Here is a 16,176-nt window from a genome sequence, read left to right as displayed (position 1 = left end):
CTCCCCTAGCTCTAGGTCGATCGTGCTCCCAGCACGATCTGCGAAATGCCGGGGGCATTTCGCACCTTGGGCTAGGGGAGCACTGGCCGGGGAGAGGGGAGTCCCATCATCCCGACCCTCGGATGTTGATTGAAATGGAGAGGCCGTTCCCCTCTCCCAGCCCTCTCCCCGAAGGGGCGAGGGCTATTCGCGGCGTCCGTTAGACGTTGCGCCGGGCGATTGCCAGTCTATCGTCCCGGGCCATGAAGCTTCGCCTCGCCGTCTTGCTGCTCGCAGCCGCCGCCGCTCCCGCCTTCGCCATCGATCCGCCCGCGCAGGTGCTCGCCGGGACGACGGCCGAGGAAGGGCTGCTGCCCGTCCACGTCGATCGAGGCGGCGGGCGGATCATCCTGTCCCTGCCGCGGCCCGGCGCGGACGGGGTTTCGGGCCGCTTCCTCTATGTCAGCGCGCTCGAATCCGGTCTGGGATCGGCATCGCTCGGGCTCGACCGCGCGCAAAGCAGCGAGGCGCGGCTGATCGTGTTTCGCCGGATCGGCCGAAAGATCGTGGCGGAGATCGAGAATCCCCGCTTCCGCGCGAGCGGCGCGGGCGCCGACGAACGGGAAGGGGTCCGCCGAAGCTTCGCTTACTCGACGATCTGGATGGGCGATGTCGCGGCCGAGACCGCCGACGGGCGGCTGCTGGTCGACATCGCGTCCTTCCTGACGCGCGACGACCAGAACATCGCCCGGGCACTTCGCGAGCAGGACAATGGCGATTACCGGCTCGTCCCCGAGCTCAGCGTGGCCGACGTCAATTTCGTGCGCGTCTTCCCGCGCAACATCGAGCTGGAGGCGCGGCTGACGTTCGTCAGCGCGCGTCCCGGGCCGGAGGTGGGCAATATCGCGCCGGTGACGGGCAATGTCAGCTTCGTCGTTCGCCATTCGCTGATCGCCCTGCCGGAGCCGGGCTACCAGCCGCGACGTTTCGATCCGCGTGCCGGTTCGTTCGGAATGCAGGTGGTCGATTTCTCGGCGCCGCTCGGCCGGCCCGTGGTCTACGAGCTGGCCAACCGCTTCCGGCTCGAGCGGACCAATCCGTCCGATCCCGCCTCGCCGGTGCGCAATCCGATCGTCTTCTACATCGACCGCGCGGCGCCCGAGCCGATCCGCTCCGCGCTGCGCGAGGGCGTTTCGTGGTGGGCGGATGCCTTCGCCGCGGCAGGCTGGCCGGGCGCCTTCCGCGCCGAGATCTTGCCCGAGGGCGCCGACCCGCTCGACATCCGCTACAACGTCGTCAACTGGGTCAACCGCGCGACCCGCGGCTGGTCCTACGGCCAGCCGATCGTCGATCCCAGGACCGGCGAGATCGTCAAGGGCCAGGTTCTGCTCGGCTCGCTGCGCATCCGCCAGGACCTGATGATCTATCAGGCGCTGGTCGGAGCAGGCCTGACCGGCACCGGCGATCCCAACGATCCGGTCACCGCCGCTTTGGCACGAATCCGCCAGCTCGGCGCGCATGAAGTCGGCCATGCGCTCGGCTTCGCCCACAATTTCGCCGGATCGGCCGCCGGGCGCTATTCGGTGATGGATTATCCCGCGCCGCGCGTCGGCCTGGTGAACGGGGTTCCGGACCTCACCGACGCCTACGGCACCGGCATCGGCCGCTGGGACCGGTTCGCGGTCGACTGGCTATACGGCGCGCAGACCGACGCGGAAGGGGAGGCGCGGATGCGCGCGGCGATGACCGAGGGGCTTCGCTACGTCGCCGACGACGACAGCCGCCCGGCCGGCTCTTCCCATCCTCTCGGCAGCCTGTGGGACGACGCTGCCGATCCGGTCGCCGAGCTGGTTCGGGTGATGGCCGTTCGGCAGGCCGCGGTCGAGCGCTTCGGGCCGGCGGCGCTCCATCCGGGCGATCCGCAATCGCAGCTCCGCCGCGCCTTCGTGCCGGTCTGGCTGCTTCACCGCTATCAGGTCGAGGCGGCGGCCAAGCTGCTCGGCGGCGTCGATTTCACTTACGCGCTGGCCGGCGACGGCTATGGCGAAGCGCATCCGGTCGACCCCGCGAGGCAGCGGCAAGCCCTCGACGCGCTGCTCGACACGCTCTCGCCAAGCGCGCTCACGGTTCCGTCTCCGATCCTCGTCAATCTTTCGGCCGGCTGGTCCGGCAATTCGGACCGGCAGACCGATATCGAAACCATCCCGACTCCGGGCGGCCCGCTGTTCGATCCGCTCGCCGCCTCCGAAGTCGGCGCGATGGTGACGCTGACGGGCCTGCTCGCGCCCGAGCGACTCAACCGGCTCGACATCCAGAACCAGGCGAATGCCGCCTCGCCTCCGGCGCATGAAGTCATCGACCGGCTGATCGGGCGCGTCTTCGCGTTCGGCGGCCTCGATTCGTCGGGAGCCGCGGTTCAGCGCCGGATCGCGACCACCACCGCTCTCGCGCTGGCCCGAGTCCAGCGCGACCCGGCCTTGTCGCCGACGATCGCATTGGCGCTGTCGGAGCGCCTCAGCCGTCTCGCGGCGCAGCTATCCCGAGCGAGCGACGACTGGAGCCGGGGCCTCGGCCGGCTGCTCGCCGACCGGGAGGCGCTCGGCGCCGCGCTCGCCGACCAGCGTCGCCTGCCGCGAATCCCGCCGGGCATGCCGATCGGGGCGGAAGGGGAGGAGTGGCCGGAGCTATGAACAGAGGGGTCTATCTTGCAGCGCTGGCGCTCGGGCTGGCCGTGCTCATCTATGCCGAGTGGCACACCGACGAGGTGACGGTGATCCTGGCGCTGCTGCTGGCGCTCTCGGCCGCGGTCGGCTTCGTTCGTCCCGCGGCGGCGCTCGTCACCGGCCTCATGCTGGGCCTCGCCATCCTCGCCGCCCATGCGGGCAGCTTCCTGACCGGCCTCTATTCGCCTGCCTATCAGGGGTTTCCGCCCGCGGGCACCGACTGGCTCGTAATGGCTTGCCTGGTCCTGCCGGCGCTTGCCGCCGCTTATGCCGGTGCCTGGGCGCGGCGGGCTATGGCCGCCTGAGGCGGGGATCAGCCTGGCACCGGCGAAGCGGCAGCGGGCGGGCCGAGACGATCCGGGTGACCCGGCGGGTGCGGCGGTCGACCGTTATGCGGATGCAGGCGCAGCCGTGCCCGTAATGGCCGTTGGTCTCGGTCCACCCTGCGGTCGACATGTCCGGCATCTCGTCCATCCCGGGCGCCTGGTAGCCGCCCTGCGCGCCGATCAGCCATTCGCCGTCGCGGTCGGCCAGCCACCAATTGCCCGGAGTCGGATTGTGCAGCCAGCCGCAGCGCATTTCGATCGGGGTCGATTGGGCGGCGATGGCGAGGGCGATAAGGGGCGTCATCATGCCCCCGAGCCTAATCCTGCCGCAGCCGCAGCGCCACATCGTTCATGAAGCGGGCCTCGTCGCCTATGGCGAGCCATTCGGCCTCGGCGGCGATGGCGCCCAGCGTGTCGGCGAGCTGGTCCATCTCGGCCTTGGCGTAATTGCCGAGGACGTGCTTCGTCACCTTGTCCTTGTGGCCGGGGTGGCCGATGCCGATGCGCACGCGGCGGAAATCGTTGCCGATATGGGCGTCGAGCGAGCGGATGCCGTTATGCCCGGCGGTGCCGCCGCCGACCTTCACCTTGACCTTGAAGGGCGCCAGATCGAGCTCGTCGTAGAAGACGGTGACGTCCTCCGGCCCCTTCTTGAAGAAGTCCATCGCCGCGCGGACCGAGCGGCCGCTGTCGTTCATGAAGGTGGCGGGCTTGAGCAGCAGGATTCGCTGCCCGCCGATGCGGCCTTGTCGGGTCCAGCCCGAAAAGGCCTTCTTGGCGGACTCGAACGGGTGGGTTTCGGCGATGGCGTCGGCGGCCATGAAGCCGACATTGTGCCGGTGCATCGCATATTGCGCGCCGGGATTGCCGAGGCCGACCCAGATCTGCACGGGCGCGAATTCCCCCCAATCGCCGGCGTCAGGAGCGTCCGCCGGGGCCCCCATCAAAGTATTACTTTGATGGGCACCCCCCGGCTGGCCGTGCACCTCCACGCGCCGCGGCGTGAAAAGCGAGGCCAGCCAGCGGAACGGCAATTTATTCGGCCTCGCCGCCCTCGGCTTCGGCCTCCCCGACGGTCGGGACATCGTCCGCGGCCGTCTCTTCGGCACCCTCGGCCGCCGCGGCCGCCTCAGCAGCCTCCGACTTGACGCCGGACGGGGCGACGATCGTGGCGATGGTGAAATCGCGGTCGGTGATCGCCGATTCCGTGCCCTTGGGCAAAGTGACGGCGGAGATGTGCAGCGAATCGCCGATATCCATGCCGGCGAGGCTGATCAGGATCTCCTCCGGGATCTCGGCCGCGTCGCAGACGAGCTCGAGGTCGTGGCGGACCTGGTTGAGCACGCCGCCGCGCTTGATGCCCTTCGATTCGTCCTCGTCGGTGAATCGGATCGGCACCGCGACGGTGACCTTGGCATGCTCGGAGATGCGCAGGAAATCGACATGCAGCGGCCGGTCCGTGACCGGATGGAACTGGACGTCCTTGGGCAGCGTGCGGACCGGCGTGGCGCCGGCCTCGATCATCACCACCGAGTTCATGAAGTGGCCGCCCGAAAGGGCCTTCACCAGCGCCTTTTCCTCGACGTGGATCGAGAGGGGCGTTTCATTGTTGCCGTAGACGACGGCGGGGACGCGGCCTTCGCGACGCAGAACACGGGAGGCTCCCTTGCCAGCCCGTTCGCGCGTCTCGGCCGACAGCGTAAGCTGCTCGCTCATTGCATGTCTCCAAGTTGCTAAAAGTTGATATCCAAACGCCCGCGCTCACGCCTCCAGGGATGACCATGAACGGGGGAAGGCGCGGCCTATAGGCGAGCGCGCCTTCTCAGGCAAGCTAGTGCGCTGCGCCGACGTGAGGAACGCGCTCCACGCGCACATGGTGGGCCGCGAGAACCGATTGGACGCTGTCCTCTCCGGCGAGGTGGCCGGCGCCGACGGCGATGAACACCGTTCCGGGACGCGCCATCCGCTCCTCGATCCAGCGCGCCCAATTGGCGTTGCGCTCGGTGAAGATCAGCCGGTGAAGGGCGCGGTCGTCGGCGTCCTGCTCCTCGTTCATCAGAGCTACGAGCCGCTCGACGTCGCCGGCGGACCAGGCAGCGAGCATCGGGGCGAGCTTGCCGCCGATCTCCTCATGCTCCTTCAGCGTCTCCTCGAGCTGGGCCGCCTGGAGTGCTTCCGGCATGGAATCGAGCAGGCGCAGCTGCAGCTCGAAACCCTCGAGCTCCGCGATCGGCATGTGGCGGGCGTGCGCCGCCTGGGTCAACACCGTCTCGGGCCCCGCGGCACCACTGATGCCCAGCTTCTGAGCGCTCAGCACGGCCAGGCTCATGGACACGAACCAGGGCTCGAACCGGTCGAACGCCGTGGCGGGAACGCCCACCGCGGTCAGCGCCCGGCCGAGCTCGGCATTCTGCTCGGCGGTGAGGCGCGAGGACAAGGTGCGCCCGTCGGGGTCGACCGCATAGCGCATGATCACCGGCTGGAGCGAGGCCGGATCCTCCGGCAGGATGGCCTCCATGACGAGCTCGTTCGAGGCATCGAAGGCGGTCTTGATCTCGTCGTTGAACCATGGCCTGGAGTCGAGCAGGTGGAAGGTCCCGAACAGGTAGATCGTCGTGTCCTCGTCGCGCACGACCCAGAGCGCCGGGTTCGCGTCGGGAAGCGGGGCAGGGGCGGCGGCAGCGGGCGGCGCTGCGGGCGCGGGCGGCTCGGCATTAGCGGCCGCCGGGGCCAGCGCGAGCGCGGCGGCGCACGCCAGGGTGGACCATTTCATCGTCAACTTCTCCATTCGGTTCGGGGCTTTAGCACAAAGGGGAGGAAAGGCGAGGTTAGACCCGCCATGCCTCGCGCGGAGTGCCGTCATCGAAAATCTCCTCGATCCGCTGGCCGAATAGCCGCGCGATGCGGAAGGCCAGCGGCAGGGACGGATCGTGCTTGCCGGTCTCGATCGCGTTCACCGCCTGGCGCGAGACGTCGAGCCGCTCGGCCAGATCGGCCTGGCTCCAGTTCCTCTCGGCGCGGAGCACCTTGAGCCGATTGTTCATGCCCGGCTCCGAAGCCATTTGATGTGGAAGCCGACGAAGAAGGCGGTGATCGCGGCGATGCCCGCCCAGTCCGGCGGAAAGAGGGTCTGGGGGGCAAGCGGAGGGCCCCCTGCGGTCATTTCCTGATAAAATGGCAGGAACAGGAAGCACAGCACGATGGCCGCGAAGGCCCAGGACGTTCCGGCATTCCACAATTGCTCGATATATTCGTCCCGTAGCCGCCGCCACAGAAGCAGGGAGAGGCTCACGACCAGAAGGCCGATCGAGAATCCGTGCACGAAGTCGGGCCAGTGAAGGAAGAGGGCGGCAAGGAGCAGGGGAGTGCCGATGGCCCCCATGTGAGCGGCCGTCATGTAGATCGAAGAGCGCTTCTCGCGTTTCATATGTCGATGCCTCGTGTAATGTTATGCTGACTAAATGTCGCGATTCGCTGACATTGTCAAGATCACCTGACAATGTGTCAGCGAAACGTGCCTTCCCCGCGCACTTTGCGGTGCCTTCTCTCGAGTTTTTGGTCTGTGCCGGTTTGACCGCGCGGGCGCCATGCGCCAAAGCCGACCGCCAGATACCGCACCCGCGAAGGAATCATTGTGGCCGCCGACCAGCCGCTCAGCTTTCAGCGACTGATCCTGACGCTCCACGATTATTGGAGCCGGCAGGGATGCCTCATCCTTCAACCCTATGACGTCGAAATGGGCGCGGGCACCTTCCACCCCGCCACGACCTTGCGCGCGCTCGGCCCCGAGCCGTGGAAGGCGGCTTATGTCCAGCCTTCGCGCCGGCCGACGGACGGGCGCTTCGGGGAGAACCCGAACCGGCTTCAGCATTATTATCAATATCAGGTAATCCTGAAGCCGAGTCCGCCGGACCTCCAGGCTCTCTATCTCGGCAGCCTCGCGGCGATCGGCGTCGATCCGCTGAAGCACGACATCCGCTTCGTCGAGGACGATTGGGAGAGCCCGACGCTGGGCGCCTGGGGTCTCGGCTGGGAGGTCTGGTGTGACGGCATGGAAGTGACCCAGTTCACCTATTTCCAGCAGGTCGGCGGGTTCGATTGCAAGCCGGTCGCGGGCGAGCTGACCTACGGGCTCGAGCGGCTGGCCATGTACATTCAGGGCGTCGACAGCGTCTACGATCTCGCCTTCAACGATGAAGGCGTCACCTACGGCCAGGTGTTCCACGAGAACGAGGTCGAGTTCAGCGCCTATAATTTCGAGGTGGCGGACACCGACAGCCTGTTCCTGCGCTTCACCCACGCGGCCGAGGAATGCCGCCGCTGCATCGAGGCGAAGCTGCCGCTCCCCGCCTACGATCAGGCGATCAAGGCGAGCCACATCTTCAACACCCTACAGGCCCGCGGCGTCATCTCCGTCGCCGAGCGCGCGGCCTATATCGGCCGGGTGAGGGAGCTGGCGAAGGGCGCCTGCCAGGCCTGGATGGAGAAGAACGGGTGGGCGGCGTGACGCGGGTTCGATTCCGGCCCGGGGAACCACATCGTCATCCCAGCGAAAGCTGGGATCTCACTGCCTTCGCGGCGGTCGGAAAAGGAAGGGGGATTCCAGCTTTCGCTGGAATGACGGATCGTGGCTGATTTCCTGCTCGAGCTTCTGTCCGAAGAAATCCCGGCGCGGATGCAGGAGAAGGCTGGTGACGAGCTTTCGCGCAGATTGAGCGACCGACTGGGCGATTTCGGCTTCCATGGCCTAGCTGTCCAGCATTTCGTCACTCCACGACGCCTCGCAGTGATTGTTCGAGATTTGCCGCAAGAAACATCCTCTGGAGTGACCGAAATTCGAGGCCCGCGCACGTCTGCGCCCCAGCAAGCGTTCGATGGCTTCCTGCGCAGTACGGGCCTGGCGAAGGAACAGTTAGAGGATCGGGCTGGTGTCTGGTTCGCCGTCGTCGAAAAGCCCGGTCAGCCCACGGGCGATGTATTGGCGGAGATAATTCCGGAGTTGATCCAGACCTTTCCCTGGCCCAAATCGATGCGCTGGGGCGAGGCTTCGGCTTCGACCGAGAGCCCGCGGTGGGTGCGGCCGCTTCAGGGAATCGTCGCGCTACTCGGGGAGCAGGTGGTCGAGTTCGAGATTGCCGGGATCCGCTCCGGCGCCGCCACTGTCGGCCACCGCTTCCACCATCCGGGGCCGATCACCATCGGCGGCGCTCACGATTATGCGGAGAAGCTGCGCGCGTGCCACGTGATCGTCGATTCCGAGGAGCGCAAGGCGATCATCCGCAAGGAATCGAACAAGCTCCAGCGCAAGACCAAGACGATCCCGGACGAGGGGCTGGTGGCGGAAAATGCCGGGCTCACGGAATGGCCGGTGCCGCTGAAGGGCAGCTTCGACGAGGCCTTCCTCGCGCTTCCGCCCGAGCTGATCCGGCTAACGATGCGGGTGAACCAGAAATATTTCGCCTGCCAAAGCGAGGATGGCGCGCTCTCCAACCGCTTTGTCTGCATCGCCAACATCGCATCCAGCGATCCCAACGCCGTCGTCGCCGGCAACGAGAAGGTGCTCGCCGCCCGCCTCAGCGATGCCCGCTTCTTCTGGGACCAGGACCTCAAGGTCCCGTTGCCTGAGCAGGCCAAGAAGCTCGACCAGATCGTCTTCCACGAGAAGCTCGGCACGACGGCCGACAAGGTCGAGCGAGTCGCCAAGCTTGCCGAATGGCTGGTCCAGGAGCGGCTGATCCGCGCGGACATGGAGGACGTGAAGACCGCCGCCCGGCTCGCCAAGGCCGATCTCGTCACCGAGATGGTCGGCGAGTTCCCAGAGCTTCAGGGCGTGATCGGCGGCTATTATGCCCGCGCCCAGGGCCAGAGCGACGCGGTCGCCAATGCGATCCGCGATCATTACCGGCCTACAGGGCAGGGGGACGAGGCGCCGACCGATCCGGTCACGGTCGCGGTCAACATCGCCGACAAGCTCGACACGCTCGTCGCCTTCTTCTCGATCGGCGAGAAGCCGACCGGATCGCGCGATCCGTTCGCGCTGCGCCGCGCGGCCCTTGGCTTCCTCCAGATCCTGACCCGCAACGGCCTGCGGCTGCCGCTGTCCGATGTGCTGGTCCAGGCGGCGGTGCTGAACGCCGTCTCGCGGCTCGGTGCGATCCGCTCGGTGAGCTTCCCGGACCTGCTCGATACCGGCGATCACGAACATGAGATCACCGCCGAGGTCGGCAGCTTTACCTACCGGCACGGCGAGCGGGTCCTGGTCCGCTGGAAATCGGATCTCACGCCCAATATCGAGCGCGGCAGGATCATCGACGAGGTCAAGGGCATCGAGGAGGCGATCCTCGAGTTCCTCGGCGACCGGCTCAAAGTCCAGCAGCGCGAGGCGGGAGTGCGCCACGACCTGATCGACGCGGTCTTCGCGCTCGGCGGGGAGGACGATCTCGTGCGCCTGCTCGCGCGGGTGAAGGCGCTGCAGACCTTCGTTGAGACGCCCGAGGGCGTGAACCTTCTCGCCGGCTACAAGCGCGCCACCAACATTCTCAAGAAGGAGGGGTGGACCGGCAGCGGCGTGACTCGGCCGCCGTCCTACGCGCCGGAGATCGAGGAGTCGGAATTGGACGAGGCGCTCGACGCCGCGGAGCCGCGCGTCGCGAGCTCGGTCGCGGAGGAGGATTATGAGCGGGCGATGAAGGCCCTGGCCGGGCTTCGCGGGCCGGTCGACGCCTTCTTCGAGAAGGTCACCGTCAACGATCCGGATTCGGTCAAGCGCGAAGCCCGGCTCGGCCTGCTGGCGCGAGTCCGCGACGCCGTTCACCGCGTTGCGGATTTCTCCAGGATCGAGGGATAATGGCCCGCGCGGTCTACCGCTTTGGCGGCGGCGTCACGGACGGGGAGGCGGGCAACAAGGAGCTGCTCGGCGGCAAGGGCGCGAATCTGGCCGAGATGGCCTCGATCGGGCTTCCGGTGCCGCCCGGCTTCACCATCGCGACTCCGGCCTGCGCGCTTTATTACGAGAAGGGCGACAGCTTTCGCGACACGCTCGCCGCTGAAGTCGCCGAGGGGATCGCCCATATCGAGCAGGTGACCGGGCGCCGCTTCGGCGATCCTGCCGATCCCCTCCTCGTCTCGGTTCGGTCCGGCGCGCGGGTCTCGATGCCGGGGATGATGGACACCGTCCTCAATCTCGGCCTCAACGACGCGACGGTCGAGGGCCTCGCCAACGGCTCGGGCGATGCGCGCTTCGCCTGGGACAGCTACCGCCGCTTCGTCCACATGTACGCCAATGTCGTGCTGGGCCTTCGCCACGATCTGTTCGAGGAGGCGCTCGAGATCGCCAAGGAGGACAAGGGCGTCCATCTCGACACGGAGCTGGAGGCCGGCGATTGGCGGCGGCTGACGGCGCGCTACAAGGAGCTTGTCGAGGAGGAGCTCGGCGCGCCCTTTCCCGAAGATCCGCAGGAGCAACTGTGGGGCGCGATCGGGGCGGTGTTCGGCTCGTGGCAGTCGGACCGGGCGAAGACCTACCGCCGGCTCAACAACATCCCGGGCGATTGGGGCACCGCGGTCAACGTCCAGGCGATGGTGTTCGGCAATATGGGCGAGACCTCGGCCACCGGCGTCGCCTTCACCCGCGACCCTTCCACCGGCGAGCGCGCTTATTACGGCGAATATCTGATCAACGCCCAGGGTGAGGACGTCGTCGCCGGAATCCGCACGCCGCAATATCTGACCCGCGCGGCGCGCGACAAAGCCGGCGCGAAGGCGCCGTCGATGGAAGAAACGATGCCCGAGGTGTTCGCCGAGCTGGCGCGCGTCTTCGACCTGCTCGAGCGCCACTATCGCGACATGCAGGACATCGAGTTCACCGTCGAGCGCGGCACCCTGTGGATGCTTCAGACCCGCTCGGGCAAGCGCACCGCCAAGGCGGCGCTCGCCATCGCCGTGGAAATGGCGCGCGAGGGGCTGATCACCGAGGAGGAGGCGGTGCTTCGGATCGATCCGGCCGCTCTCGACCAGCTGCTCCACCCGACGCTCGATCCCGCGGCCCCGCGAAGCGTGATCGCCAAGGGGCTTCCGGCCTCGCCCGGGGCCGCCTGCGGCAAGGCGGTTTTCGACGCCGACACGGCCGAGAAATGGGCTGCGGACGGAGAGAAGACCATCCTCGTGCGGGTCGAGACCAGCCCCGAGGATATCCACGGGATGCACGCCGCGGAAGGCATCCTCACCGCGCGGGGTGGAATGACCAGCCACGCCGCGGTCGTGGCCCGCGGTATGGGCCGGCCCTGCGTGTCGGGCGCGGGTGGTTTGACCATCGATTACCGGGCGCGGCTGATGCGCGTCGGCACGCACGAGATAAAGGAGGGCGATCTGATCACCCTCGACGGTTCGAGCGGCGAGGTGATGCTCGGGGAGGTGCCGACCGTGCAGCCCGAGCTTGTCGGCGATTTCGGAATCCTGATGCAATGGGCCGATGCCAAGCGCCGGCTCGGCGTTCGGGCCAATGCGGAGACTCCGCTCGACTGCCGAACCGCCCGGGAGTTCGGAGCGGAGGGAATCGGCCTTTGCCGCACCGAGCACATGTTCTTCGAGGCCGAGCGGATCGCCAAAGTACGGCAGATGATCCTCGCCGCGGACGAGGGCGCCCGCCGGATCGCGCTAGATAAGCTGCTCCCGGCCCAGCGCGGGGATTTCGTCGAGATTTTCCGCGTGATGGCCGGCCTTCCGGTCACCATCCGCCTGCTCGATCCGCCGCTTCACGAATTCCTGCCACACGGCGAAGAGGAGTTCGCGGAGGTGGCGGCCGCGTCGGGCGTCGGGATCGAGGCGCTGCGCCGCCGGGCGGCGGAGCTTGCCGAATCCAACCCGATGCTCGGCCATCGCGGCTGCAGGCTCGGCATCACCTGTCCCGAAATCTACGAGATGCAGGCGCGCGCGATCTTCGAGGCGGCGCTGGAGGTGGCTGCACAGGGCGAGCCGCCGATACCGGAAATCATGGTTCCACTCGTCGCCACCCGCGAAGAGCTGCGGCTGGTCCGTGCGTTGATCGACCGGACAGCGAAGACGGTGTTCGAAGAGACCGGCCGAAGCGTCGACTATCTGGTTGGAACGATGATCGAGCTGCCGCGCGCCGCCCTTCGCGCCGCCGATATCGCGCAGGAAGCGGCCTTCTTCAGCTTCGGCACCAACGATCTTACCCAGACCGCGCTCGGCCTCAGCCGCGACGACGCGGGCAAGTTCCTGCCCGCCTATGTCGAAAAGGGCATTTTCGAGCGCGATCCCTTCGTCAGCATCGACGTCGAGGGCGTCGGCGAGCTCATTTCGCTGGCCGCGGAGCGGGGCAGGGGCGCGAGGCCCGCCCTCAAGCTCGGCATTTGCGGCGAGCATGGCGGCGATCCTTCGAGCATCGCCTTTTGCGAGAGCGCAGGCCTCGATTACGTCAGCGCCTCGCCCTACCGAGTCCCGATCGCCCGTCTCGCGGCCGCCCAGGCGGCGCTGCGCGGAAAATAGGGGACAGCCCCCTATTTTAGAGCGGTCCGGGGCCGTCGTCGCGGCGGCGCGCCTCGTCGCGGGCGGCGGCCTGGCGGAGCGTGTCCATCTCCGAAGCGTCGCGGCGGAGCTGCGCATTCTCGGCCTCGAGCGCCTGCCGGCGGCGAACCTCGTCGCGATAGCGGCCTTTCCATTTCGGGCTGGCGAGGAAAGCCATGCCGAGGATCAGCCCCAGAATGAAGGCAAGGAGCAGGATCAGCCACTGGTCCGGCGTGAAAGCGAGCATGCGGATCTCCCAAGTCGTTACCGGAACAATCGCGCGGGAGGCGCGATTGTTCCGGAGCCGAACTTAGAAGGAGCTTCTTAGGTAAGGAGCGCGTCGTGGATCGAGCAGGCCGCCGGGCCGAGAATGACGATGAACAGGACCGGCAGGATGAACAGGATCAGCGGCACGGTCATGATCGCCGGCAGCCGCGCGGCCTTCTCTTCGGCGCGCATCATGCGCTCGTTGCGGAATTCGGCCGAGAGGACGCGCAGGGCGGAGGCCAGCGGCGTTCCGTATTTCTCGGTCTGGATCATCGTCGTCACCACGCCGCGCACCGAATCGAGGTCGATACGCTTGGCGAGGTTTTCGAAAGCGAGCCGGCGATCGGTGAGGAAGCCGAGCTCGATCGAGGTCAAGGCGAACTCGTCGCCGAGCTCCGGATAAGCCTTGCCGAGCTCGCGCGCGACCCGGCCGAAGGAGGCGTCGACGGTGAGGCCGGCCTCGGCGCAGATGACGAGCAGATCGAGCGCGTCCGGCAGGCCCTTGCGGATCGCGTGGGTCCGCTTCTGGACCTTGTTCTTCAGCCACAAATCCGGCGCCTTGTAGGCGAGGATCAGCGTGCCCGCGACGAGCCCGTATTTCTTGAACGCCCCCCACAGCGGAAAATAATCGATGACGTAGACGAGCGTGATGATTCCGATGCCGAACACGATCGGAAGCACCATCCGGGCGAAGATGACGACGAAGGCGAGGTCCTTCGAGCGCACGCCGGCCTGCATCAGCTTGGCCTGCGCCTTCACCACCTGGCTTTCCTGGAGCATCTTCAGCGAGGACAGCAGGTTGCGGACCTTGTCGGCCATCTCGTTGCGGTTGGTGATCGTCTTGCGCCGCTTGGTGGTGGACGCGACGATGCCGGCCTTGAGTTGCTCGCGGCGCTCGTTCAGTGCCTTGACCCGCTTGGCCATCGGGTCGCGAACCGTGGTGGCGGCATAGATGGCGACGAGCACGGAGAAGGTGGCGATGGCGGCGAGGAAGCTCGCCACCATCACCACATCGATCCCCATGACCGTCGGGCCGTGCGTCACCATAATCAGTCCCGTCCCTCTAGATTTCGAAGTTGATCATCTTGGCCATGATGAAGGCGCCGATCGCCATCCACACCATGCCGCCGCCGCCGACCATCATCAGCCGCTCGTCGACGAAGAAATTCTGCATATACTTGCCGTTGATGAACCAGATCAGCCCGAAGACGATGAACGGCAGAGCGCCGATGATGTAGGCCGAGGCCTTGGATTCGGACGACATCGCCCGGATCTTCAGCTTCATCGCCGAGCGCTTGCGCAGAACGTCCGCCAGGTTCGACAGCGTTTCGGCAAGATTGCCGCCGGTTTCGCGCTGGATCGCGAGGCTGATGACGAAGAACTGGAACTCGGCGGTGCCGAGGCGGTTCGCGGTTTCCTGCAACGCGACGTCCATCGTCCGCCCGATCCGCATCTTGTCGGCGACGGTGCGGAATTCGGTACCGACCGGCGCCTGAAGCTCGTCCGCCACGATTCCGACGGTCTCGGAAATGGGCAGGCCCGAGCGCAGGCCGCGGACCATCAGTTCGATCGCGTCAGGGAAGCGCGCCGTGAACTTGTTGACCCGGCGCTGGACCAGCTTGCCGATCACGAAATGGGGAATGGCGACGCCCGCGAACAGGCCGAGCGGGACGGCCAGCATCAGCGGCAGGCCCTTGAAGGCCAGGCCGCCGAAGGTGGCGAGGCCCAGGCCCGCTGAGGCGAGCACATAATGCGCGAGCGTCCAATTGTGCCCGGTCTGGCTCAGCCGCAGCTGAAGCAAGGCGGGCTTGGGGATGAAGCGCTTGGCGAAGCCGTCGCCGCGATTCTGCCGCTGGGCGTAAATGCGCTTGAGCTGCGCCTGGGCAGCGACGTCGGTCGAACGGCTGTGCCGTTCGCGCAGATCCTCGAGGCGGCGCGACACCAGCTTGCCGGCCGAGGGCCCGGAAAAGGCCGAGAGCGCGAGCATCGCCGAGGCAACGACCCCGCCGAGCAGCATGATGACCGTGAAACTCGGCATTTCGCCTCCCTCTTCTCGCCGGCCGGCCTAAGCCGCCGCGGAAGCTTCCCTGGGCTTTTTCGAGACCAGCGACTTGAAGTTGCCGAGCTTGCCCAGAAGCGAGCCGCCGCTCGGCGCCCCGCCTTCCTCCGCCCCATCGGCCTCCTGGGCAACGGTGAGCGCGAGAAGCTGGGCGAGCGGCTGCGACACCTTGCCGGACTTGGCGACCTTGGCGAGCGGCTGGCCGAGCTTGGCGGCCTGGGCCGCCATCTTCGGATCGAACGGCACGACGATGTCGACCTTGCGCTCGATCGAGTGCTCGAAATCCTTGCGGCTCACTTCCTGGATGCCGTTCTGGCAACGATTGGCGACGACGATGATCCGGGCCTGCGGCGCATTGGCCTTGAGCCAGGAAAGGATTCGGATCGAATCGCGCGTTCCGGAGAGCGTGAACTCCGCGACGACGACGACGACGTGCACGTCGCCCAAAAGGTGGGGATAGTGGACCATCATCTGCCGCGGCAGATCGATCACCGTGCCTTCGAAGGCGTGACGGATCTCTTCCTGCAGCTGGTAGAAGGCGGAACCGTCGGACATCATCGACTGGTTGATCGGCGCCTCGGCTGAGAGCACGCAAAGCTTCTCGTTGGCGCGGACCATCGCGCGTTCGATGAACAGTCCGTCAATCCGGCTCGGATTTTCGATCGCGTCGGTCAGCCCGCGGCCGGGCTCGAGATCGAGCGCAAGCGCGCCGGTGCCGAAATGGACGTCGAGATCGAGCAAGGCCGTCGAGCGGCCGCCCTTGTCGCCCATCAGCCAGGCGAGCGAGGTGGCGATGGTCGAGGCGCCGACGCCGCCGCGGACTCCGATCACCGCGGCCATCACGTTGGGCTTTTCCATGCCGCTTTCGGCGATGCGCGGCCCCGAGATGGTCATCTGCGCATTGGCGAAGGCGTCGCGCAGCTGATCGGGCGAGAAGGGCTTCAGCAGGTAATCCTGAATGCCCGAGGCGACGAGATCGCGGTAGAGGCGGACGTCGTTGACCTGGCCGGCGGCGATGACCACCGTTCCCGGCTCGCACACCTCGGCGAGGGCGTTGATGTCGTTGAGCGGGTCGCCGCTCTCCGAAAGATCGACGAACAGGATCGACGGGCTGGCCGAGACCGAGAGTGTCTGGACCGCGTTGCGCAGGCCGCCCTTGTTGACCTTCTCCGGAGACCAGCCGTGCTCGACGGCGATCGGCCGCAGCAGCTCGGCGGTTTCCTCGTCGGTGACGAAGGCGCTGAACGGGTCGCGGAGCGAAGCCGCGCGCGATGCGTGAAAAGGCGCGTTCATGGTC

Annotated in this window: 15 protein-coding genes; 5 read left to right on the top strand and 10 right to left on the bottom strand. The window is 67.0% G+C overall.

All coding sequences use genetic code 11. From position 1 onward, the window contains the following. The first annotated feature begins 242 nt into the window (after positions 1 to 242). Both E6G92_07385 and E6G92_07380 read left to right on the top strand, forming a co-directional pair. The gene (locus E6G92_07385; protein TMJ19587.1) at positions 243 to 2,669 is read left to right on the top strand and encodes a DUF5117 domain-containing protein; all 2,427 of its coding nucleotides are present in this window, start codon (positions 243 to 245) and stop codon (positions 2,667 to 2,669) included. Then, a complete protein-coding gene (locus tag E6G92_07380; protein ID TMJ19586.1) occupies positions 2,666 to 3,007 on the top strand; it encodes a hypothetical protein in 342 nt (113 codons plus the stop codon). The genes E6G92_07385 and E6G92_07380 overlap by 4 nt, the downstream gene beginning before the upstream one ends. Here the strand turns inward: E6G92_07380 and E6G92_07375 are convergent. The 6 genes from E6G92_07375 to E6G92_07350 all read right to left on the bottom strand — a co-directional run bounded on the left by E6G92_07375 (position 2,994) and on the right by E6G92_07350 (position 6,455). Further along, complete coding sequence (locus tag E6G92_07375) at positions 2,994 to 3,332, bottom strand: DUF4087 domain-containing protein (GenBank protein TMJ20750.1); 339 nt, start codon at positions 3,330 to 3,332, stop codon at positions 2,994 to 2,996. The two genes, E6G92_07380 and E6G92_07375, sit on opposite strands and share 14 nt — an antisense overlap. Positions 3,333 to 3,345: 13 nt before the next feature. After that, positions 3,346 to 3,918 carry an aminoacyl-tRNA hydrolase gene (locus E6G92_07370; GenBank protein ID TMJ19585.1) on the bottom strand — a complete coding sequence of 191 codons (573 nt, stop codon included), beginning with the start codon at positions 3,916 to 3,918 and terminating at the stop codon, positions 3,346 to 3,348. A 145-nt stretch (positions 3,919 to 4,063) separates the two neighbouring features. Next, on the bottom strand, positions 4,064 to 4,744 hold the full coding sequence (locus E6G92_07365; protein TMJ19584.1) for a 50S ribosomal protein L25/general stress protein Ctc: 681 nt from the start codon (positions 4,742 to 4,744) through the stop codon (positions 4,064 to 4,066). Positions 4,745 to 4,859: 115 nt separating this feature from the next. Further along, positions 4,860 to 5,801, bottom strand: coding sequence for a TraB/GumN family protein (locus E6G92_07360; protein TMJ19583.1), 942 nt, complete (start codon positions 5,799 to 5,801; stop codon positions 4,860 to 4,862). A gap of 55 nt (positions 5,802 to 5,856) precedes the next feature. Next, entirely contained in the window at positions 5,857 to 6,072 is a 216-nt protein-coding gene (locus tag E6G92_07355; protein ID TMJ19582.1) for a helix-turn-helix transcriptional regulator, read from the bottom strand. Next, entirely contained in the window at positions 6,069 to 6,455 is a 387-nt protein-coding gene (locus E6G92_07350) for a hypothetical protein (GenBank protein ID TMJ19581.1), read from the bottom strand. The genes E6G92_07355 and E6G92_07350 overlap by 4 nt, the downstream gene beginning before the upstream one ends. 240 nt (positions 6,456 to 6,695) lie before the next feature. On the opposite strand from E6G92_07350, the gene E6G92_07345 reads away from it, so the two are divergent. The 3 genes from E6G92_07345 (at position 6,696) to E6G92_07335 (ending at position 12,535) form a co-directional block, all read left to right on the top strand. Next, on the top strand, positions 6,696 to 7,535 hold the full coding sequence (locus tag E6G92_07345; protein TMJ20749.1) for a glycine--tRNA ligase subunit alpha: 840 nt from the start codon (positions 6,696 to 6,698) through the stop codon (positions 7,533 to 7,535). Positions 7,536 to 7,655: 120 nt separating this feature from the next. Continuing rightward, positions 7,656 to 9,875 (top strand): glycine--tRNA ligase subunit beta, encoded by a 2,220-nt coding sequence (locus E6G92_07340; protein ID TMJ19580.1) that lies wholly within the window; start codon positions 7,656 to 7,658, stop codon positions 9,873 to 9,875. Then, positions 9,875 to 12,535, top strand: coding sequence for a pyruvate, phosphate dikinase (locus E6G92_07335; protein TMJ19579.1), 2,661 nt, complete (start codon positions 9,875 to 9,877; stop codon positions 12,533 to 12,535). The genes E6G92_07340 and E6G92_07335 overlap by 1 nt, the downstream gene beginning before the upstream one ends. A gap of 16 nt (positions 12,536 to 12,551) precedes the next feature. Here E6G92_07335 and E6G92_07330 read toward each other — a convergent pair whose 3' ends face one another. From E6G92_07330 to E6G92_07315, 4 genes are all read right to left on the bottom strand, one after another. Then, positions 12,552 to 12,800, bottom strand: a complete 249-nt coding sequence (locus E6G92_07330) for a hypothetical protein (protein ID TMJ19578.1) — start codon at positions 12,798 to 12,800, stop codon at positions 12,552 to 12,554. 77 nt (positions 12,801 to 12,877) lie between these two features. Beyond that, a complete protein-coding gene (locus tag E6G92_07325; protein TMJ20748.1) occupies positions 12,878 to 13,843 on the bottom strand; it encodes a type II secretion system F family protein in 966 nt (321 codons plus the stop codon). A 40-nt stretch (positions 13,844 to 13,883) separates the two neighbouring features. Continuing rightward, positions 13,884 to 14,858, bottom strand: a complete 975-nt coding sequence (locus E6G92_07320) for a type II secretion system F family protein (GenBank protein ID TMJ19577.1) — start codon at positions 14,856 to 14,858, stop codon at positions 13,884 to 13,886. Between the two features lie 27 nt (positions 14,859 to 14,885). Further along, positions 14,886 to 16,172 (bottom strand): pilus assembly protein CpaE, encoded by a 1,287-nt coding sequence (locus E6G92_07315; protein ID TMJ19576.1) that lies wholly within the window; start codon positions 16,170 to 16,172, stop codon positions 14,886 to 14,888. Between the last annotated feature and the right edge of the window lie 4 nt (positions 16,173 to 16,176).

The sequence above is a fragment of the Alphaproteobacteria bacterium genome (genome assembly GCA_005883305.1).
Lineage (GTDB): Bacteria > Pseudomonadota > Alphaproteobacteria > Sphingomonadales > Sphingomonadaceae > Allosphingosinicella.
Note: the sequence above shows the minus strand (reverse complement) of the source record. Positions and strands in the feature narration are given on the sequence as shown.